The 21,416-nt window shown below is 40.6% G+C and carries 19 protein-coding genes; 12 read left to right on the top strand and 7 right to left on the bottom strand.

Features of this window, described 5'->3' with window-relative positions; all coding sequences use genetic code 11:
- The first annotated feature begins 134 nt into the window (after nt 1-134).
- From ACKWBX_RS00975 to ACKWBX_RS00965, 3 genes are all read left to right on the top strand, one after another.
- Nucleotides 135-1,574, top strand: coding sequence for a Gfo/Idh/MocA family protein (locus ACKWBX_RS00975; RefSeq protein WP_413966769.1), 1,440 nt, complete (start codon nt 135-137; stop codon nt 1,572-1,574).
- 88 nt (nt 1,575-1,662) lie between these two features.
- Nucleotides 1,663-2,715, top strand: coding sequence for a thiamine-phosphate kinase (thiL, locus tag ACKWBX_RS00970; RefSeq protein ID WP_413966768.1), 1,053 nt, complete (start codon nt 1,663-1,665; stop codon nt 2,713-2,715).
- Nucleotides 2,716-2,717: 2 nt separating this feature from the next.
- Nucleotides 2,718-3,752 (top strand): alpha/beta fold hydrolase, encoded by a 1,035-nt coding sequence (locus ACKWBX_RS00965; protein WP_413966767.1) that lies wholly within the window; start codon nt 2,718-2,720, stop codon nt 3,750-3,752.
- 163 nt (nt 3,753-3,915) lie between these two features.
- On the opposite strand, the gene ACKWBX_RS00960 is transcribed toward ACKWBX_RS00965, so the two are convergent.
- Nucleotides 3,916-4,131, bottom strand: a complete 216-nt coding sequence (locus tag ACKWBX_RS00960) for a hypothetical protein (protein ID WP_413966766.1) — start codon at nt 4,129-4,131, stop codon at nt 3,916-3,918.
- Nucleotides 4,132-4,392: 261 nt separating this feature from the next.
- Between ACKWBX_RS00960 and brnQ the strand changes: the two genes are divergently transcribed.
- Complete coding sequence (brnQ, locus tag ACKWBX_RS00955; protein ID WP_413966765.1) at nt 4,393-5,667, top strand: branched-chain amino acid transport system II carrier protein; 1,275 nt, start codon at nt 4,393-4,395, stop codon at nt 5,665-5,667.
- Between the two features lie 370 nt (nt 5,668-6,037).
- Nucleotides 6,038-6,376, top strand: coding sequence for a hypothetical protein (locus ACKWBX_RS00950; protein ID WP_413966764.1), 339 nt, complete (start codon nt 6,038-6,040; stop codon nt 6,374-6,376).
- Nucleotides 6,377-6,447: 71 nt separating this feature from the next.
- Here the strand turns inward: ACKWBX_RS00950 and ACKWBX_RS00945 are convergent, their stop codons facing one another.
- A complete protein-coding gene (locus ACKWBX_RS00945; protein ID WP_413966763.1) occupies nt 6,448-7,560 on the bottom strand; it encodes a pyridoxal phosphate-dependent aminotransferase in 1,113 nt (370 codons plus the stop codon).
- A 399-nt stretch (nt 7,561-7,959) separates the two neighbouring features.
- Entirely contained in the window at nt 7,960-9,255 is a 1,296-nt protein-coding gene (locus ACKWBX_RS00940) for an aminopeptidase P family protein (RefSeq protein WP_413966762.1), read from the bottom strand.
- A 102-nt stretch (nt 9,256-9,357) separates the two neighbouring features.
- Here ACKWBX_RS00940 and ACKWBX_RS00935 point away from each other — a divergent pair, with 102 nt between their 5' ends.
- Nucleotides 9,358-11,058 (top strand): M28 family peptidase, encoded by a 1,701-nt coding sequence (locus ACKWBX_RS00935; RefSeq protein WP_413966761.1) that lies wholly within the window; start codon nt 9,358-9,360, stop codon nt 11,056-11,058.
- A 48-nt stretch (nt 11,059-11,106) separates the two neighbouring features.
- Here the strand turns inward: ACKWBX_RS00935 and ACKWBX_RS00930 are convergent, their stop codons facing one another.
- Nucleotides 11,107-11,388, bottom strand: coding sequence for a hypothetical protein (locus ACKWBX_RS00930; protein WP_413966760.1), 282 nt, complete (start codon nt 11,386-11,388; stop codon nt 11,107-11,109).
- Between the two features lie 182 nt (nt 11,389-11,570).
- On the opposite strand from ACKWBX_RS00930, the gene ACKWBX_RS00925 reads away from it, so the two are divergent.
- From ACKWBX_RS00925 to ACKWBX_RS00905, 5 genes are all read left to right on the top strand, one after another.
- Complete coding sequence (locus ACKWBX_RS00925) at nt 11,571-14,417, top strand: VPS10 domain-containing protein (RefSeq protein WP_413966759.1); 2,847 nt, start codon at nt 11,571-11,573, stop codon at nt 14,415-14,417.
- A gap of 82 nt (nt 14,418-14,499) precedes the next feature.
- Nucleotides 14,500-15,471 (top strand): ThuA domain-containing protein, encoded by a 972-nt coding sequence (locus ACKWBX_RS00920; protein ID WP_413966758.1) that lies wholly within the window; start codon nt 14,500-14,502, stop codon nt 15,469-15,471.
- Nucleotides 15,472-15,479: 8 nt separating this feature from the next.
- Nucleotides 15,480-15,866: a DUF2721 domain-containing protein gene (locus ACKWBX_RS00915; RefSeq protein ID WP_413966757.1), complete on the top strand. Its 387-nt coding sequence runs from the start codon at nt 15,480-15,482 to the stop codon at nt 15,864-15,866.
- 372 nt (nt 15,867-16,238) lie between these two features.
- Entirely contained in the window at nt 16,239-16,670 is a 432-nt protein-coding gene (locus tag ACKWBX_RS00910) for a hypothetical protein (protein WP_413966756.1), read from the top strand.
- Between the two features lie 182 nt (nt 16,671-16,852).
- Nucleotides 16,853-17,272, top strand: coding sequence for a hypothetical protein (locus ACKWBX_RS00905; protein WP_413966755.1), 420 nt, complete (start codon nt 16,853-16,855; stop codon nt 17,270-17,272).
- 14 nt (nt 17,273-17,286) lie between these two features.
- On the opposite strand, the gene ACKWBX_RS00900 is transcribed toward ACKWBX_RS00905, so the two are convergent.
- From ACKWBX_RS00900 to ACKWBX_RS00890, 3 genes are read right to left on the bottom strand one after another with little or no spacing between them, the layout of a single operon-like run.
- Nucleotides 17,287-17,652: a hypothetical protein gene (locus ACKWBX_RS00900; RefSeq protein WP_413966754.1), complete on the bottom strand. Its 366-nt coding sequence runs from the start codon at nt 17,650-17,652 to the stop codon at nt 17,287-17,289.
- Between the two features lie 5 nt (nt 17,653-17,657).
- Nucleotides 17,658-18,641: a succinylglutamate desuccinylase/aspartoacylase family protein gene (locus ACKWBX_RS00895; RefSeq protein ID WP_413966753.1), complete on the bottom strand. Its 984-nt coding sequence runs from the start codon at nt 18,639-18,641 to the stop codon at nt 17,658-17,660.
- Nucleotides 18,619-19,572: a RimK family alpha-L-glutamate ligase gene (locus ACKWBX_RS00890; protein ID WP_413966752.1), complete on the bottom strand. Its 954-nt coding sequence runs from the start codon at nt 19,570-19,572 to the stop codon at nt 18,619-18,621. Before ACKWBX_RS00890 ends, ACKWBX_RS00895 begins: the two co-directional genes overlap by 23 nt.
- 152 nt (nt 19,573-19,724) lie before the next feature.
- Here ACKWBX_RS00890 and ACKWBX_RS00885 point away from each other — a divergent pair, with 152 nt between their 5' ends.
- A complete protein-coding gene (locus tag ACKWBX_RS00885; protein ID WP_413966751.1) occupies nt 19,725-21,404 on the top strand; it encodes a helix-turn-helix domain-containing protein in 1,680 nt (559 codons plus the stop codon).
- The last annotated feature ends 12 nt before the right edge of the window (nt 21,405-21,416 follow it).

Here is a 21,416-nt window from a genome sequence, read left to right as displayed (position 1 = left end):
TAGAAAAACATGAAATTCAAGCTCCTTCCGGATATCTGTTTTATCACTTACAAAATTTAAATAATTGCAGTATCTTAAGCAAAAATAGTACAACTTCAAATTAATTAGATTCCCTTATGTCAAGCAAAAACGATATGATAAAGAATACCTCCCGAAGATCATTTGTGAAAAAAACCAGTGCCGCTGCGGCAGGTTTTATGATTGTTCCCAGACATGTTTTAGGGGGACAGGGCTATGTTGCCCCTAGCGACACTTTGAACATTGCCGGTATTGGTATTGGAGGCAAGGGACAAAGCGACATCGCATCGCTTGCCGAAAGTCCCAATGTAAATATCGTGGCACTTTGTGATGTGGACGACAGGCAGGCCGTGGCCTCTAGGGAGGCATTCCCTAAAGCCAGTTATTACAATGACTTTAGAAAATTACTGGATAAGGAGAAAAACAATATAGATGCGGTTTCTGTTTCCACACCGGACCATAATCATGCCGTGGCCGCGTATAAGGCAATGCAAATAGGGAAACACGTTTATGTACAAAAACCCCTTACCCATGACATCTGGGAGGCAAGAATGCTTACCGAGGCTGCCGAAAAATTTAAGGTCGTCACCCAAATGGGCAATCAGGGCGCTTCCGGTGATGGGGTAAGAAAAATGAAAGAGATTTACGATACCGGAATCATTGGCAATGTGCATACGGTAAAATGTTGGACCAACCGGGCTATATGGCCACAAGCTTTGCAGACCCCCGCCAAAAAAGATAAAATTCCAAAAGGGCTCAATTGGGACCTTTGGCTAGGTACCGCACAAATGCGCGATTACAACGATGCCTATCTTCCTTTTGACTGGAGAGGATGGTCGGATTTTGGTACCGGTGCACTCGGCGATATGGCCTGCCATATCATGGACCCTGTTTATAGAATTCTGCCTATTCTATATCCAAGTTCGGTAGAATGTAGTGTTTCCGATTCCTTTTTGGGCAATTTTCAATACAAGAACTATCCAAAAAGTTTTCCTAATTCAAGCAAAATACATTTGAGCTATCCAAGAACGGACGGTAATGGAACCATTAAAGTCACTTGGATGGATGGTGGTTTGTTGCCGGAGCGACCTGAAGAGATGGGAGACGACGAGGCATTAGGCAATTGGGACGGAGGCGTACTCTTTATTGGAGATAAAGGAAAACTATTGGGTGATTGTTATGGCGCAAATCCAAGATTGCTCCCATTATCCTTAAATGAACAGTTTGAAGTAGAAGAAACCCTGGCACGTGTTCCCGAAGGTCACTATTTGCAATGGGTCAACGCTTGTATGGCCGGTTATGGCAATGCGGAGACAAGCTCTTCTTTTGATTTTGCCGGACCTTTTACGGAGAGTATCCTAATCGGAAATTTAGCATTAAAAGCCTACTTTGAAGTTGATCCAACGGTAGAAAACCAAAGCTTTTGGGGCGGTGGCAAACAGTATTATGGTCGAAAACGATTGCAATGGGATGCAAAAAACATGAAGGTTACCAATTTTGAACCTGCCAATAAATTTGTAAGACGCAATTATAGGGAAGGCTATTCGTTAGGATAAGCTATTGAAGCTAAATAGAAAAGACCGAAGTACTATCCTTCGGTTTTTTTATACTCAAAATTTTAAGTGAACTGTTTACTTTTGCAAAATGATAGAAGATAAAAATCCGCAGAAAACCGACCTTGAAAAACTAGGTGAATTTGGATTGATAGCACATTTGACTTCCAACTTTTCCGTCAAACAAAAATCTACCGTAAAGGGGGTTGGGGACGATGCCGCCGTTTTGGATTTTAAGGATGTCAAAACAGTACTCACCACGGATTTATTAGTAGAGGGCATTCATTTTGACCTAAGTTACATGCCCCTAAAGCATTTGGGCTATAAAGCGGTTATGGTGAACCTATCCGATGTTTACGCCATGAATGCCAAAGCAACGCAAATCACGGTTTCCATAGCCGTATCCAATCGCTTTCCTTTGGAAGCTTTGGAAGAATTATACGCAGGAATTCATCAGGCCTGTAAAATCTATGGTGTAGATTTAATAGGAGGCGATACTACTTCTTCCAAAACCGGAATGCTACTGAGCATTACCGCTTTGGGCGAAGTTTCCGATAAAAGAATAACATACAGAAAAGGTGCAAAACCAAATGACCTATTGGTCGTTTCAGGAGATTTAGGAGGTGCGTATATGGGGCTTCAAGTATTGGAACGTGAAAAGGAAGTGTTCAAAGTGAACCCGAACAACCAGCCCGATCTGGAACCCTATTCCTATATTGTAGAACGACAATTAAAACCTGAGGCCCGAAAAGATATTCCCGAGCTATTAGCGCAGTTAAATGTGCAGCCCACTTCCATGATAGATGTTAGCGACGGCCTTTCTTCGGAAATTCTACACCTATGCAAAAGCAGTGCTGTGGGCTGTAATGTATTCGAAGATAAAATTCCATTGGATCCCACCGTAATTTCTGCCTGTGAGGAATTTAAATTGGACAGTACCTTGGTAGCCCTCAGTGGCGGAGAAGATTACGAATTGCTTTTTACGATTGCCCAAAACGATTTTGACAACATAAAAGGAAATCCAAGTTTGACCGTAATAGGCCATATGACCGATGAAAGCGAGGGCACTAGTCTCATCACAAGGGCAAATACCAAAATTCCGCTAACGGCGCAGGGTTGGAACTCTTTTGAAAGCGAAGCGTGAAGATGTTCAAAAAAGGAATCAGGTATTCTGGTTTATTGTTAAGCCTGTTCATGCTTACTTTATGGGTTTATAGTTGCGCCTCCATCCCCAAATTATCCAAGGAGAACAGAGCCACTATAAAAAAGGTTTTACAATCTCCCATTCCAGAAGTTGTAACGGGGGAAACCGGTTTTGCCACATCGGGCAACCATAAAATTTGGTTTGAAAAAATATCGCCCTCTACATCCCAAAAAGGAACTATGTTGCTCATTATGGGAAACGGACAGGATGCCCTGGCTTGGCCCCCTACATTTATTTCCAACCTTGTAGATGCGGGCTACGTTGTTATCCGTTATGACCATAGGGGAACGGGCCTTTCCCTAGCAGAAGAAAAATGGGATAAAAAGAATCCATACACCTTAGCGGATATGGCCAAGGACGCCTTGGCCGTTCTCGATGCCACGGAAACTGAAAAAGCTCATGTCATTGGGGTTTCCATGGGTGGGATGATCGCGCAAATCATTACTTTGGAATATTCCAAAAGAACGGCCAGTCTTACATCGATAATGTCATCCGCCAATATTATGGATAGTGAATTAGCACCCATGTCCGACGAAGTGCTCCCAAAAATGATCAGTGCCGTGTTGCATCACGGTCTCCTCGGAAGCAAAAAGGGACAAATAAAACGTCAAATTGTTCAGCGGCGTATTTTGATGGGCAAGGCTTCTGGAACTATTGACGTAAAATCAATGGCAGAAATCGCTTTTTACAATCTCAAAAAAAGGGAGGGCTATCGGTTGATGACCGCAAGGCATCACTATGCCGCCATACTCGAAGCATCGTCACGAGAAGAAAAATTAAAAACAGTATCCGTGCCCACGTTGATTATCCATGGCGTTCAAGATCCTGTCATGCCGATTGCACATGGCAAAAAAATGGCGAAAATCATTCCAAACGCGGATACACTTTATATTGAAAATATGGGACATGACCTACCGTACCATGCAATGGGGCGCATTACCGATAAAATTATTCTAAACGCAAGAAAAGGGGGATAAGAACTAAAAATTCCCGAAAACCAAGCGTGTACTCTAACTTATCCGTTGTGGGGCGATACGACAGGTAAGCATATAGTTACGTACTTAATCTCCAGGAATAAGTTTGTGAATTCCATTGACCCTAATGGGTTGGAATGTAAAGGCCTAATGGGATAGGGGAAATTTAAGCTACTTGCTGTGAAGCGTGTCTTCTTTGGTAGATTGTCTCCAAGGTGTTGTTAATGTCCTGAAGTTCCGGTGTAAGAATAGAAAGATTTCCACTAACATCCGTAGTTACCTGCTTTTGGCAATGAATGCATTTGTACTCTTTAATGTGGGATGTTACTTTCTTTGATACGGAATAGTGGTGGCCAAAAATATTACAGAATATTTTTTTCATGTTGTTAAGTTTTAGGGTGCATTGGTACGATTTGGGAATCGGAAGAATGCTAAATTAAACGTTGTTTTGTTGGTGAAAATAAATAAGAACTAAATTGCTTTATTATTTCCAAGTTCAATATACGCTCATTTAAGGACCTGAACCATAATTTGTTGTGAGATAATTAAATCTTGTTGTAAACCCGTATTTTTCATAGGTATTGTTTTTTTGAAATCCTTTGCTTTCCTGATTTTCACGTATCTTCCCAAAGAATTTCCAACTATGAATGACCGTAAAAAAATCCTTGTAACGGCCTTTGCACTTTTCTCCCTTTTTTTTGGGGCCGGAAATTTGATCCTACCTCCAAAATTAGGGTTTCAATCCGGAGAACTTTGGCTGTGGGTCGCGTTGGGATTTTGCCTATCCGCAGTATTTGTTCCCATTCTTGGAATTTTAGCGCATGCCAAATTACAGGGAACCATTTTTGATTTTGGGAAAAAGGTCTCCCCTACCTTTAGTTTAATATATTCCTTTATCATTTATGTCATTTCAATAAGCCTGCCCTCCCCTAGAACGGCATCGGTAACCCATGAGATGGCCATACAGCCCTTTTTTGACAGTCCGTCTTGGGTAACAAGTATCGTTTATTTTGCGTTGGTCTTTGTCTTTGTCATGAACCGCTCTAAAATTTTGAACGTTATCGGGAAACTGTTGACCCCAGGCATTATTCTTATTTTATTGGCCATCATAGGAGTAGCTTTTTTCAATTTCAAGTTTGAGTTCATGACCTTGACTTATGAGAATCCTTTTACCAATGGTATTTTGGAAGGCTATCAAACTTTTGATGCCATTGGAGCCGTTGTAGTGGGAGGCGTTATCATTGTTTCCATCAACCTACAGTACAAAGAAGACTCTTATGCCGAAAAGAAGGCGCTCATCCAAAAAGCGGGTTGGTTGGCCGGGCTCGGACTTTTTCTTATTTATGCCGGACTGATCGTAACCGGGGCACTGTTCCGAAACGAATTTGGGGAACTTACTACCCGAACAGAACTCTTGCGAAGTATTAGTTTGGAAACCCTGGGCAGTATCGGGAACCTGTTTTTGAGCGCCTTGGTAAGTTTGGCCTGTTTTACCACTGCTGTTGGGATCGTGACCGGCGCTGCCGATTTTGTAAAGTCGAGGTTCAATGGTTCCCAAAATGCGTATCTGGTTACCGCTATTATCGGTGCCGTTTTGGGTGTCGTCATGGGGCAGTTGAATGTTGGGGACATTATTATGGTTGCTTTTCCGTTTTTGATGTTGGTCTACCCCTTGACCATTGTATTGATTGTTCTCAATGCTCTTCCCGAAAAATTTACTTCCCCAAAAGTCTTTAAAGCGGTTGTGGTGACGACTCTGATATTCAGTCTTCCTGATTTTCTATCGAGTATCCCTTTTTTAGAAATCCCCGAAAAAACTTTCCAATGGATTCCTTTAGCGAAGTTTCAAATGGGATGGGTGCTACCCGCTTTGGTAGTTTTTGTGTTGATGAATTTGATCGGAAAAAGAAAAGCTTGATTTTGAGTGTTACTTATCATTAAGTTAAAAGAAGTTTTAACTTCTATTTAATTATTGATGAGTGAAGTTCGTTGTTTTCAGTGTAAGAATCAAGATAAACTACTTTACAAGGTCTTGACACTGAATATCCGTTTTCAAATAGGACATCATTGAGATTTCTCATATACACCTGCCTGAGGCAGGCAGGTTCGAAATGATTATTCTTTGAATCAACTACTATAAATGATTGACTACACAATACTTGACTTCCGTTCTAACCAAAATATCACAACATCTCACAACATCCGTATAAAAAGTTTATTGCGCTGTTATATTTGAATCGAGCCCTACCTGTACTTTTGGAGTGTAATTAATCTTAAAATATAAAATCATGAAAAAATTACTAGTACTGGCCATATTCTCCGTAGCATTTTCTTTCTCTGCCAATGCACAAGATAAAATGGAAAAAAAGGAAATGAAAAAAGAAGTGTCCATGAAGAAGGATAAAATGGCGAAAGCAGATGATAAAACTGCTGTAATGAAAAAGGAGGACGCCATGAAGAAAGAGGAAATGGCAAAAAAAGAGGCCATGATGAAAAAGGAAAAAATGGCCAAAGCCGAGAAAAAGGAAGCCGCCATTAAAAAGGAAAAAATGATGAAGGCAGAAGAGATGAAAAAGAAGGAAATGGTAAAAGCCGAAATGAAAAAAGAAAAGATGAAAAAAAGTTAGTTTGTGTTTTAAGTTAAGTTTGAGGTAGTTGAAAAGCAGGTGAACTTAGTTCACCTGCTTTTTTTGTTTTTTTAAGCCAGGGCCCTAATAAGCGTTTTCATTTCATCCATGGTGCCTACCGTAATTCTGGACCATTTCCCATCTTCTTCATACATTCGCGTCCCAAGGATGTTATTTTTTTCCAATTGTTCAAAAAAGTCTTTTTCATAATTGGCCAAGGAAAAGTAAAAAAAATTGGTATAGGATGGAATACATTTAATCCCTAGTTTTTCCATTCCTGAAATGGCAAAAGAACGAGCCTCGGCATTCTTTACAATTACATCTTGCAGAAAAGTATCATCTTTTAGGACCGCCAATGCCCCTGCTACGGAAACCTTGCTAACACCTCCATGCGGCCAAGATTGTAATGCCTTGATTTTTGATAAGGTTTCCTCGTGGGCCATCGCATAACCAACACGAGCGCCTGCCATCCCATAAAGCTTGGAAAAAGTACGGGCAACCACCACATTTTTGTTTTCCGATATGAGCGTTGCCATGGATTTTTCATCGGTCAATTCAATGTAGGCCTCGTCTACTAAAACCATGGCTTTTTGAGAAGCTTTTTCAATGAAATCCAACAGTTCTTCATGCTTACAAATGGTCCCGGTAGGATTGTTGGGATTACATACATACACAAGTTTGGTATTAGGCCGTATGGCCGCTAACATTGCCGGTAAATCATGTTTTTGGTCTTTGGTCAACGGAACGGAAATACGTTCAAATCCAAATTGTTCGGCAGGACGCATCCAAAAATCAAAAGTATTGGAAGGAGTGATGAAACTACCACCTTCCGTTCCGGCATAACGTAATATTAAATCCAAAATTTTGGTAGAGCCGGCTTCGAACAATATATTTTTATCGGTAACCCCATTCTTCTCCGCCACTGCGGAAACCAGCTGGGAAATCATCTTCATTCCATATCGGTTACTTTTTTCAATGCTTTCGGCCATAGCCTTTCTTGCCATCGGCGAGGGACCATACGGATTCTCGTTTGCGTTCAGAAATATCCGGGAATCTTCCAAAAGTTCGCGAGACGCAACCAAATCCTTCTCGTAGGCCAATCCTTCAAAAGCGCTCAAACCCAGTCCGGTGATGCCCAGACCTGCCGTCTTTAACCAATTTCTTCTATTTACCGTTGTTCCCATATGATGTATCGTTTACTTCAAATATAAACAGTAAGCATCTGATTTAAAAGGATATGCAAAATAATTAATATGGTTAACTATTTTTATCCGTAAATCAAAAGAATAGATAACTATAGATTTAAAATCCATAGTTTTCTTTGAAGAATGAAATTCTTTTTGAGCGAGAGTCGTTCCGACAGAGCACGGCGACGAGAAATCCCATGGTATCGATTCATCATGGGATTTCTCACTGCGTTCGAAATGACAGATACTCTTAAAAGTTTATGGGAACTAAAAGTAACTGCGATGAAATTGCAGGGTCTTAAACTTTAACTAGAAAATAAATTAAGGATTTTGCTCTCATTTTGAAATGAGGTGTAGGGCATAGGTTGAGAAATCTATTTATAAAGACCGTAATTGTTATTGGCCGTTCATCAGCTCCTCGATCTCTTCAACCTCGATAGGAATGTTTTTCATCAAATTAAAGGGCTCGCCGTTTTCTTGAATGACCACATCATCCTCTATTCGAATACCAAAACCTTCTTCAGGTATATAAATACCCGGTTCTACCGTGAAGACCATATTGGCTTCCATAGGGGTTTTCAACACACCGTAGTCATGTGTGTTCAAACCTATATGGTGACTGGTACCGTGCATAAAATACTTCTTGTAAGCGGGCCAATCTGGGTTTTCGTTTTTTACATCGGTCTTGTCCAATAATCCCAATTCCAATAATTCCGAGGTCATGAGTTTACCACATTCCTTGTGATACTCCGTCCATAGGGTACCGGGAACCAGTAATTTGGTCGCTTCTTTTTTTACACGCAATACGGCATTGTAAACGGCCTTTTGTCTGTCCGAGAATTTCCCGTTCACGGGAACGGAACGTGTTAAGTCACTGGAGTAATTGGCATATTCCGCGGCTACGTCCATCAATATTAAATCCCCTGATTTGCATTGTCGGTTGTTCTCTATATAATGTAGCACATTGGCATTGTTGCCGGACGCTATGATAGGGGTATAGGCAAATCCCTTGGAACGGTTGCGAACAAATTCATGCAATAATTCCGCTTCGATCTCATATTCCCAAACGCCCGGTCTTATAAACCCGAGCAAACGCCTAAAACCTTTCTCCGTGATATTACAGGCGGTCTGCATGAGGTGAATTTCCTCTGGTTCTTTTACTCCACGAAGTTCTTGTAAAATAGGATTGCTCTTTGCTACTTTATGTGCCGGGAATTTTTGTTTACAATCAATAATGAATCGGTCTTCCCGTGTCTGGGTTTCTACCGCTTGGCGATAATGTTCGTTGGTATTGAAATAAATGGTCTCCGCTTCGGTCATCAAATCAAAGAACACCTTATCAAAATCGGACAACCAATAAATAGTTTCGATGCCCGATATTTCCGTGGCTTTCTCCTTCGTTAGCTTTTCTCCCTCCCAAATGGCAATATGCTCGTTCGTTTCCCTGACAAAAATTACTTCTCTATGTTTTTTGTTCAACGCATCGGGAAAGAGCAGCAAAATTGTTTCTTCCTGATCGGCTCCGCTCAAATAGAAAATATCCCTATGTTGCTCAAAAGGAAGCGTACTATCCGCACTTATCGGATAAATATCGTTAGAATTGAACACGGCAATACTTTTGGGCATCATCCGGTCCATAAACTTTTTACGGTTTTTTATAAATAAGGTATTGGGTATCTGTTCGTATTTCATAATCCATTTCAATAAAGCCTAAAATTACGAATACATTCCTAGAACGGCATTTGCTTGCTTCCATAATTTAGTACCTTGGCCTTACATTGAGACTTTTGTGTTATGAACAATAAAATATGGTTATTGCTGTTTTTTGGACTTGTCACAAGCTGTGCACAAGAGCCTCGACCCGAAAACTATTTTGATCTCATACGTCCAGAATTTACGGGCGACCTAGCCTACGAAACCACTGCTTATGTGGAAAAATACTGGCGCGTGGCCGGAAATACAGGTTTCAATAAAACGGTATATTGGATTGCGGAACATTTGGAAAAAGAGGGCTATGTTGAGGAAAGTGAGGCTAAGGCTAGTGACCGATTCATCTACCGCATCGAAAAAAGAAAAATGGAAAACCCTACGTGGGAACCTATTTCTGCAGAACTGAAATTAGCAGGTTCGGATAAACCATTATTATCTTCCGAAACTAACCGAAATATGACCTATCTTAACTCGGCATCCACGCCAAAAGAAGGCCTACATGTTCAAATTGTATCTATTGATGAGGCTATTGGCGAGATTGATGTTACAGGAAAAGTAGTGTTTACCGAAGCTAGTGCCGGCCGCTTTTATAAAGAGCTGATACAAAAAGGGGCCTTGGGAATTATTACCTATAATAATCCGGCTTATCTACAGCCCGAAAAAAACAGCACCTCCATCCAGTTTAGAAGTTTGCCGCCACAAACCGATACAAAATTTTGGGGCATTGCCCTTTCGTACGAAGCCAAAGAGAAACTCAAAGTCGCTTTAAAAGAAGGAAACAACAAAGCCTACGTTAACATCCAAACCAAAATTTATCCTTCTGAAGAACTTACCGTTGTCGCTAATATTCGGGGAAACGCTTTACCCGATGAGAGATTGGTCTTTAGTGCCCACATACAGGAACCCGGAGCCAATGATAATGCTACAGGTGTAGGCGCGCAATTGGAAATGGCCATTTTGGCGGCCAATATGTTTCGTCAGGGTAAAATAGAAATTGATAGGACCCTTACCTTCTTATGGGGTGACGAGATTATTTCCACCAGAAGATTTATCCAAGAAGATAAGATTAGGGCCAAAGGAATTAAATGGGGCATTAGTCTGGACATGGTGGGTGAAAATACTGCACTGACCGGTGGCTCTTTTTTAATCGAAAAAATGCCGGACCCCAGTGCCATTTGGACCAGAGGGAATGACAAACATTCCGAATGGGGCGGGGAAGTATTATCGTCAACGGACATGACACCGCATTACCTCAACGATTTTATCATTGCAAATTTTGAAAAACAAGGAGCATACGCTAATTGGCAAGTAAATACAAATCCTTTTGAAGGGGGTAGCGACCATACTCCGTTTTTAGACGCAGGTATTCCCGGATTGTTGTTATGGCATTTTACAGATCAGTTTTACCATACGGATAACGACCGTTTGGACAAGGTGTCACAAGAAACGCTGAAAAACGTTGGAGTGGCCGCACTTGCCAGTGGACTTCAATTGGTGAATTCGGATACTGATGCCGCGCTAAATATTTTAATACAATTGGAAACGGCCGCAAATGAGCGACTCCTAACCGAATTTAAACTTGGTAAAAAAGCTATCGCTGAAAACGGGTCGCACACCTTACAGGCCAAAATTCTAAAAACATGGGAAGATTGGTATACTAAATCCTTTGAAACGGTAATGGATATGCAACAACGGAGCATTCCAGAATTGAAAGATAAAATTAAAGCAGCCCAGGAACGATTGAAAAAGCGCAACCAGAGGTATATTGAGAGATTAAATAAATGAAAAAGGGACTAAAAAGCCCCTTCCCTTATAGGTTGGTCAAGTTATCGTTTATTTTGACATCGCATTTTTTATAGCTCCGATAATGGCCATAATCACACCGCCACCGACACCACCGCCTGCTACACTTCCTAAAATTCCGGAAACGTCCATTCCGCCATCTGTTCCAAGGCCAAGCATCCCTAAAAGATATCCTCCCACACCACCTCCTAAAATTCCCGAGATAGAATTGCCCAATGTCCCCAAACTTAACTTGGGCAGCAGTTTTCCTGCCACGTTTCCTCCGACCGCACCGGAGATCAATTGAATTATTAACGGTAAATACTCTTCCATTTTTAATTGTTTAATTGGTTATATCATAATAAATTAACAATATTTTAATCATTTAAACAATTTTATAGTAATGTATTTATATTATCGATAATATAAATGTTATAAAATCCTACAAACTAAATTGTTTGTCCTCAGCTATAAGAATCACTAACTTCCACACTTTATTACAACACTAGAAACTTATGAGACTTTTTTACCTTTTATCCCTTTTGTGTTTTTCTCTGGCCACTGCACAAGTAAACCCTACTCCCGTAAATGAGATTACCCAAAGCTTGGAGCAGAAAGCGACAATGGAAGCAACATCCATCGTTAAAAATATTCCACTTAAAAATATAGGTCCCTCAGTAATGAGCGGACGAGTGGTCGATGTGGCGGTGAACCCAAAAAACCCAACAGAATTTTATGTTGGTTATGCTTCTGGCGGAGTCTGGCATACCAAAAACAACGGAACTACATTCACTCCCATCATGGATAACTCCGGCACACAAAATGTTGGCGATATTGCAGTTCATTGGGAAAGTAACACCCTATGGGTAGGCACTGGGGAAAACAATTCTTCAAGGTCTTCTTATGCTGGGACAGGAGTTTTAAAAACTACGGATAACGGCAAAACGTGGAAAAATATGGGGCTACCGGACTCGCACCATATAGGGCGGATGCTCATCAATCCAAAAAATCCGGATGAGGTCATAGTAGGTGTTACGGGGCATTTATATTCCCCTAATTCCGAAAGGGGTATTTATAAAACAGTTGATGGGGGCGATACATGGAAAAAAACACTGTTCATATCAGATGAAGCGGGAATTATTGATGTGGCCCATGCTCCGGAGAACTTCAATATTCTTTTTGCAGCCGTATGGGAAAAAGACAGAAAGGCATGGGACTTTAAGGGTAACGGAAATGCATCCGGTATTTACAAAAGTGTGGACAGTGGTACTAACTGGACAAAAGTTTCTACGGAGAAAAGTGGTTTTCCAACGGGTGAAGGCGTAGGTAGAATCGGGTTGGCCGTTTTTGATGAAAATACCATCTATGCCGTTCATGACAATCAGTTTAGGAGACCCTCCACCTTAAAAGAGAAAAAGAAATCGGAAGGTTTGACCAAGGACGATTTTAAAAACATGTCCGCCAAGGATTTTTTAAATATCTCGGATAAAAAATTGAACGACTTTCTAAAGAACAACAACTTTCAGGAAAAATATCGTTCGGAGAACGTAAAACAAATGGTACGCAGTGGTGCGGTGCAGCCCGTAGATTTAGCTAAATATTTAGAGAATGCCAATACTGCTTTGTTCGATACTCCCGTTATCGGAGCGGAAGTCTATAGGAGTAATGATGGGGGAGAAACTTGGACAAAACAGAACGAAGATTATATAGACGACCTTTTTTATAGTTATGGCTATTATTTCGCACAGGTCAATGTAGACCCTTCGGATGTAAATAAAATCTATTTGGCCGGCGTCCCCATTATTAAATCCAACGATGCGGGTAAAACGTATGAATCTATCGTAGGGCATAATGTACATGCCGATCACCATGCCCTTTGGGTGAACCCGAATATGCCGGGACATCTTATTAACGGAAACGACGGGGGCATAAATATTTCATACGATGATGGCGAAAGTTGGACCAAGAACAACGCTCCAACGGTTGGGCAGTTTTATGCCATTAACGTTGACCATGAAGAACCCTATAATGTTTACGGTGGCTTGCAAGATAATGGGGTTTGGAAAGGACCGCACAACGCTCCCGAACATACCCGGTGGCACCAAACGGGAAAATATCCTTGGGAGATGATTATGGGCGGTGACGGAATGCAAGTACAGGTTGATAACAGAAATGCCGATGTGGTGTATACCGGATTTCAATTTGGGAATTATTATAGATTGAATCTTTCCGAAGAAAGTCAAAAATACATTCAGCCAAAACATGAATTGGGCGAAACGCCTTACCGCTTTAATTGGCAAACCCCCATTCTGCTCTCCCCTCACAATCAGGATATCTTGTATTTGGGCGGAAATAAATTACACCGTTCCATGAACCAAGGAGACGATTGGGAAGCCATCTCAGATGACTTGACACAAGGGGGAAAAGCGGGTAATGTAGCTTACGGCACGTTGACCTCAATTTCGGAATCACCGCTTAAATTCGGACTTCTGTATACAGGAAGTGATGATGGCCTGGTACATGTTTCCAAAAACGCTGGTGGCAGTTGGAAAATCATTTCCAACGCCTTCCCAAAAGATTTATGGGTAAGCCGTGTAGCAGCTTCCAAGCATAAAAAAGAGCGTGTTTATGTGACACTCAATGGATACCGATGGGATGATTTTACACCTTATGTATATCGCAGCGACGATTATGGGAAAACGTGGAAAAACATTGGTGAAGGTATTCCGACCGCTGCCGTAAACGTAATTCTTGAAGACCCCGAAAACGAGGATCTGTTATTCGTGGGAACGGATAATGGACTTTACGCATCTTTCGATCGCGGAACAACATGGGAGGCATTCCAAAAAAATATGCCCAATGTGGCCATTCATGATTTGGTCGTTCAACCCAAGGCCAAACATCTTTTAGTGGGTACCCATGGCAGAAGTATCTATAAAGCAGATATTTCCAAGCTACAATTACTCACCCCGGAAATAATGGACAAAAAATTACATGCCTTTTCCTTGGAAAACATCAAACACTCTAAAAATTGGGGCAGTGCCTGGAGCTCGTGGGCAGAACCTTCTACCCCAGGATTGGATATTGTTTTTTATAGTGGCAAAGCGGGCCGTTTTGAGGCGACCGTTCTATCATCGGACAACATTGCGGTAAGTACCGTGGAAGTTCCTGCGGACAAGGGGCTGAACATCCTTTCTTTTGATGTGGCTTTTTCCAAAACCGGCAAAACCAACTACCTTAAAAAACATAAAACCGAATTGACCGAAGCCAAAAATGGGAAGACCTATTTGCCTAAAGGCGATTATAAAGTAATATTGAAAGGGAACGGGGAAAAACAAGAGCTCAACTTTGCTATAGACTGATTATTCGTAAATCCTATGAAAACATCAATAACATTAAATCAATTGGAGTAAAATGTATATATTTTATCATAAAATTAAACACATGAACAAAAATCCACTCCTAATACTTGCACTCTTTATAGTACTGTTTTCTCAAAACCTAATGGCACAAGAAGATGATATGCCCATAAAAGTTTTGATTATTGATGGTCAAAATAATCACGACCAATGGCCTAAAATCACTTATATGCTAAAGCAATATTTAGAAGAAACTACACTTTTTTCGGTAGCTGTAAGCCGAACAGCATATACTTGGAAAGGAAATGATTACTTGGCAGAATTTGCCATAGAAGGTCTAGCCGAGACCCAGTCTTTAGAAGAACCGAAAACCGATCCAGATTATAGTCCTGATTTCTCAAAATACGATGTAGTCATTTCCAACTTCGGATGGAACGCGGCCAATTGGCCGGAAACTACTCAAAAAGCCTTTGAAACCTATATGGAGAACGGTGGTGGTTTGGTAGTTTTTCACGCTGCTGACAATTCTTTTCCAGAATGGGAAGCCTATAACCAAATGATTGGTCTAGGGGGGTGGGGAAACCGAACGGAAAAAAACGGGCCTTATGTTTATTTTAATGACGCAGGTGAGGAAATTAGGGACATATCACCGGGGAAAGGAGGTGCCCATGGACCCCAAAGCGAATATCAGGTTCAACTAAGAAATACAGCACATCCTATTACAAAAGACATGCCCATAACCTGGATGCACACAAAAGATGAATTGTACAATAGTCTTCGAGGTCCGGCAGAAAATATGGAAATTTTGGCTACTGCCTACGCCGACCCAAAAAACAACGGAACGGGGCGTCACGAACCTGCTTTGATGACAATTTCCTATGGAAAAGGCCGTGTTTTCCATAACATCATGGGGCATGCAGATTATTCCGTTAATTGTGTCGGGTTTATAACTACCATGCTCCGTGGCACCGAATGGGCGGCCACCGGAAAGGTAACGCAAGAAATTCCAGGAGATTTCCCCACAGCCGAAAAAACAAGTTCTAGAACTCCTGAATAATAAAGGATATGGAACTGAACCTTAGTATCCCCGCGCTACTCTTTCCAGCAATTTCATTGACCATGTTGGCTTATAATGCGCGGTATCTGGCTATTGCAGCGCTAATACGCCAATTACACCGACAGTATGAAGAAACGGAATCGCAGTCCGTACGGCTGCAGGTGCGCAAGTTGAAAAAAAGACTTGCCATCATTAAACAGATGCAGGCTACCGCCATATTCAGTTTTTTGCTTGCCGTTATCACGATGTCCCTCATTTATGTAGAATTACGTTTTTGGGCCAATCTCGTTTTTGGCCTAAGCCTTTTGGCATTAATGCTTTCCTTGATATTATCATTTATTGAAGTACAACTGTCCACAAAGGCTTTGGAAATCCAACTTAAGGACATGGAGTAGCACATAACTTTAAAGGCATCACGACTTCTGAAGACAAGATTTATCGATTATCAAAATTTTGGACGCAGAGCGAAAATGATTAACTTTTCTTTTAGATTGAAATAACATACATGTAGTGAAGCTTAAAAACTGGAACAAACCCAAACGAGACCGATAATCGAGCGTTATTGACTTTGGTCTTGATTGCGGTTCATTTCTTTCAACCAAGAAAACAAACGCTATATCTATATTTCTGCAAAAGAACCTTCAAAAAGTGTTTTATATCAATTTTTTTAATGGTCAAGCATGCCGCTATACTTACTTTGTTCTCCCCAGATTAAACCAATTTGGTAGATTTGTATTTACCAAAAGAATTTCTTGCAATTTTATACTATGACTTCAGTAAGGGAAATAGATTTTTACAAAAACGTGAGAGAAACAAGAGAATTTCCTTTTGGTACTTTCTATTATTTTGACAGTGTCGTTATTTCAGAAATCAATGAAGGCGTCGTTTTCAATTGGGAAATGGCCAAAGTAGCTCTAGATGCCGCACAAGAAATTTTCGGTGATGAAAAGCCGTTGACCTACATCTCTAACAGAATAAACAGTTATAGTCTAATTCCAACGGATTGGTTAAAGTTTTATAAGCATAGGCATAGACTGTTGCGCTATTGCGTTGTGGGCAACTCCGCTTCTACCCTCAGTAGTATTTTATTGGAAAAAATGTTTTTCAAGGATTCCTTACGGCAATTTATAGATTTGGAAACTGCCATTGAATGGAGTCTTGATAAAAATGAAGATTCTCAGATTCAAAATGTCTCCTAAAACAATCCGTTATCGAGAACATTCCTGGGCACTAAAATCTTTAGCTAAAATATTGTTATAAAAACGTTTTTTCGACGGAAATATAGTATATCACAAAATTCTAACTTCTTGTTAATCTTATCATTGCGAAAAAAATTATAAGATATCATTATATTTACCTCCGCTTAAAACACCAACCACCTATGAAGCGCGTCAAAGAGCTCGGCTTTTTCAAAAATATTAGAGAGGTAAGGGAATTTGAATTTGGGGTTTTCTATTTTTTTGACGATTTGGTCATTTCCGAAATGAACGAAGGCGTGATTTTCAGTTGGAAAATGGCCGAGAAGGCTATGCACGCAGCACACCAAATTAATGGGAACAAAGCTCCGGTCGTTTACATTTCAAATCGAATAAACAATTACTACATTATGCCGTTGGACTGGATAAAATTTTATAGAAACCGAGCGAAGCTCAACTTTTATTCCGTTGTGGGAAGCACTCAGGGAAGTATGTCCAGCCTTATCTTGGAGCGGTTCTTTTTTAGAAAAAGCATCCCTAAGTTTACAGATTTGGAAGAAGCTATCACATGGAGTTTGGAAAAACTCGCTTCCCAAAAAGAATAAGACTAGTATTGCGGTCACATCACTTTGTTATTTGCCAATAGAGTCATATACCAAAGAAAAGCTATCCATGACCACACAGTGACTACATATATAACTACAAGTAGTATCCTGCTTTCTACCTTTTCTTTTAAATAATGCCATGCAAGTCCTCCAAAAATAAAACCCAAGGGAAAAAGCCAACTTATAAGAAGCATTGCCGGCCAGACCCAATCCCCGTGGATTTCGTCTAAGTGTGGAAAATTTCCCAAAACGAAAAATACCGTATAATAAAGCAGTCCTCCCGTGAGTCCCATACTTAAAAAACCCAGAACAAAACAAACCAAGCAGGCAATGATAGAGAATTTAGAGGTGTAGCTTAGTGCTTTCCAATGATTTTTCATACCCCTTACGATTTGTTGTTCACAACACTCCCGACATGAAAAAGTGCATCTCCTTGATTGACCACCGCTTGGTGATTGATACAGATCAAATGGCCATCAAAAGGAGCTTTTATTTTTTTGGTTTTCTTGGCATACGTATCGGAGACCAATCCTAGTTCCTGACCTTTATGGATCTCTCCGCCATTGATTACTTTTGGAACGAACATCCCTGCCGTTGGGGCTCTGAGCCATCTGCGATCGTTGAGTTGAACGGTAGTATTTTCAGTATGAAGGTTTGATTCGTTCTTACTGATCATTTTTAAATATTGCAATATGTTCCCAATGCCTTCGATTCCTTTTTGAATGGAGTAATCGTCAAAACGCATACTCTCCCCTGCCTCATAAACAATAGTTGGTTTGCCCATTTTAAAAGCTGCATTTCTAAAAGAACCTCTAATGAGCTTGGAAGGAAAGGAAATAGGAGCATTAAAAATTTTTGCCAAATGGGCACTTCTTTCATCTTCTTGGGTAAAACGTATTTGGGGATAATTATGACGCTGGCCTCCCCCTGTGTGCAAGTCTATAGCAACATCAATTTGATGCATAATTTCGGTAACGTAATGAAAGGCGATGCGGCTGGCCATAGAACCGGATTTGGTTCCTGGGAAACTTCGGTTTACATCTTTACCATCCGGTACATCACGGGAAAAATGAATGAATCCGAAAATATTCAGAATGGGAACGGCAATGATGGCACCTGAGATGACATTCAGGGATTTCTCCTCCAGCATGCGCCTCACTATTTCTATACCATTGATTTCATCGCCATGGAGTCCTGCCTGAATCAATACTGTTGGTCCTGGTTTTCTGGCGTTGAATACATAGACCGGTATATCTATAAGAGTACCCGTTGGTAAACGGTCAATCCCTATTTTGAGCAATTTCTCCTCTCCCGGAGATACGGATACTCCTCCTATAACAATACTTTTATTTGCGCTTTCTACGTCCATTCTTCTCCACAAATTTTATAATCTCCTCGGCTACGTTCACTCCCGTAGCTGCTTCTATGCCCTGCAAGCCTGGCGAAGCGTTCACCTCTATCAACAACGGTCCTTTTTTGGAGCGGATCAAATCTACCCCGGCAACACCAAGTCCCAAATACTTTGTGGCATTGAGTGCAATAAATTGTTCCTTGGCCGAAAGTTTTACGGCCTCGGTCGTACCGCCACGGTGTACGTTGGAACGAAAATCACCGAGTTCGCTCGTGCGCTTCATACTGGCCACAATTTTGTGCCCTACAACAATAATCCGAATGTCCTCTCCATTGCTTTCTTCAATATATCGCTGTAACAAAATACTCGTATCCATCTTATAAAAAGTATCGATGATGGATTTTGCCGATTTTTTTGATTCCGCCAAGATGACCCCCATCCCTTGCGTGCCTTCCTGAATTTTTATGATAACAGGAGTGCCGCCCAAGATTTCTATCTGCTCTTTGATGTTGTCCGGATTAATGGAAAACAACGTTTCCGGAATAGGAATTCCTTTTCGCGCCATAATTTGAAGCGTCCTGACTTTATTACGTGCCCTTGCAATACTCAAGGAACGTGCGGTACTAAAGACGTTGTTCATTTCAAACTGCTTTACGATGGCAACACCGTGACGTGTTACTTTTGTCCCTATTCTGGGAATAATGGCATCAAACTCCCCTGTAATATCTTCTTCCCTAAGAAAAATTTTAGGTTTTCCGGACCCCAATTTTACGGAGCACTTGGTGTGGTCAATTTGCTCAATGTAGTGTCCGGCTTTTTGAGCCTCCTCAGCAATTCTTTTAGTAGAATATACATTCATACTTACGGAAAGAAGTCCAATATTCATTGCTTGGGAACAGTCTTTTATTAATGAATCATCAATATCGGTCAAAAAAGGGATTTGAGCCAATTCATTTTGATATTAATTCTTAAAGTGTCCTGTTTTTACCAACCACACTAGCTTTCTACTCAACCGTACAGGTATCGGTGCAAACGGCAAACAAATTAGAAAAATTAATCTTTCTTAAACCTATTTTTATATAGAATAAATGCCCCAATACATTGAATATCTATAACACTATCATAATAATAGCCTCTTGTGCCATTACATTGCTATCTATTGAAAAACTGTTGTATTTTAAAAAAAATAGAACGGCAAAATATCTATATTGGTTTATTATCACCGGAAATATTGTAGTGTTGCAACTCATGTTGATAGATACTAAAGCGGTACAAGCATACCCGGTCTTACTGCTGCTTTTTATCCCTTTTCAATTTTTATCCCCCGTACTTTTTACCGCATTTACCTGCTCCTATTTGGACAAGGTTTCTCTTTTTAGACGATATAGGTATTTTCTAATAATCCCCTTCATTTTGTCTTTCCTATATTATTCGTTCGTCAAAATAAATGCGGTTTTTGGATATGCATGGATTTCCAAACGGACCGTAGCATACATAGGAGCGGAGTTTGATGAAAATCTAGCGGTATCCTTTTCATTGTTCATGGGCGTTTGTAATTATTTGATCATTAGAAAATATGAGAACGGTTTGGGCTCGCTTCCCTATCAGATTGTAATGAAAAAAACCAAATGGCTCAGGCGGTCTTATTCTACGCTTGTTGTCCTATGCCTTCTTTGGGTCGGTGTTATCATGTATATCAAAGCAGACCCTGATGTTGGAGGGCATGGGCCTTATTATCCCCTTTGGTTCTTGTTTCTATGCTTTTATTATGCATTTTGGTTTTATGGCTCCAAACACTTGAAAAAATTGAAAAGAGAGAAGGAGAGCGAAAAAGAAAAACTGAAGGAAATTGCAGGAAATTTTCAAGTGCAAAGATTGAACAGGATATTCACTTCCTCTGAATTACAGTCCCTACAGGAAAGCCAATATGACATTACGGGCATATTAAGTTATTTTGCCTCATCATTATTTGGCATAAATAAGCCGGAAGATGTTTTGTGGAGCATAACGGGAAATTGTATTTCCCAGTTGAATCTGGAAGACTGTGTTATCTATATTTTGGACAAGGACAACAATACACTTATACAAAAAGCAGCCTTTGGAAATAAACAAGTAGGGCCGCGTAAGATTTTAAGCCCCATTGAAATACCTTTGGGAAAGGGTATTGTAGGTTCCGTTGCTCAAACGGGAATACCGGAATTGATCGATAATCTTGCTCTCGACAAAAGGTATATCGAAGATGATATCCGTAGAAAGTCCGAACTGGCAGTGCCGATTACATATGAGGGTGTCATCCTTGGTGTGCTGGATTCGGAGCATTCCAAAAAAGGATTTTTCAAGGAAAAACATCTGTTGCTTTTCCAGTTGATCGGCAAACTGACCGCTGCAAAATTGAACCAGATCTCTAAAAAAGCGACTGTTTCCATCAGCAATGAAAATGCCTATTTCAAAGAACTTTCCCGCCTTTTGGAAAAGGAGCATATTTATCGGGATGCGGAGTTGAGCTTATCTTCCCTGTCCGAGCGTTTGAATATAAGCGTTACATACCTATCCCAATTGGTCAATACCATTTCCAATCAAAACTTTTCCGACTATATCAATCAGTATAGGGTAAGGGATGCCGAATTAAAATTGACAGACCCCAAATTTTCCAATTATACTATTTTGGGCATTGGCCTGGAGGCCGGATTTAACTCAAAATCGGCCTTTTACTCCGCTTTTAAAAAGCATACGGGACTAACGCCATCAGAATATCGAGAAAAACGCTTGATTTTGTCCTGATTCTTTCATACT

The sequence above is a fragment of the Maribacter algae genome, assembly GCF_047345745.1.
Lineage (GTDB): Bacteria > Bacteroidota > Bacteroidia > Flavobacteriales > Flavobacteriaceae > Maribacter.
Note: the sequence above shows the minus strand (reverse complement) of the source record. Positions and strands in the feature narration are given on the sequence as shown.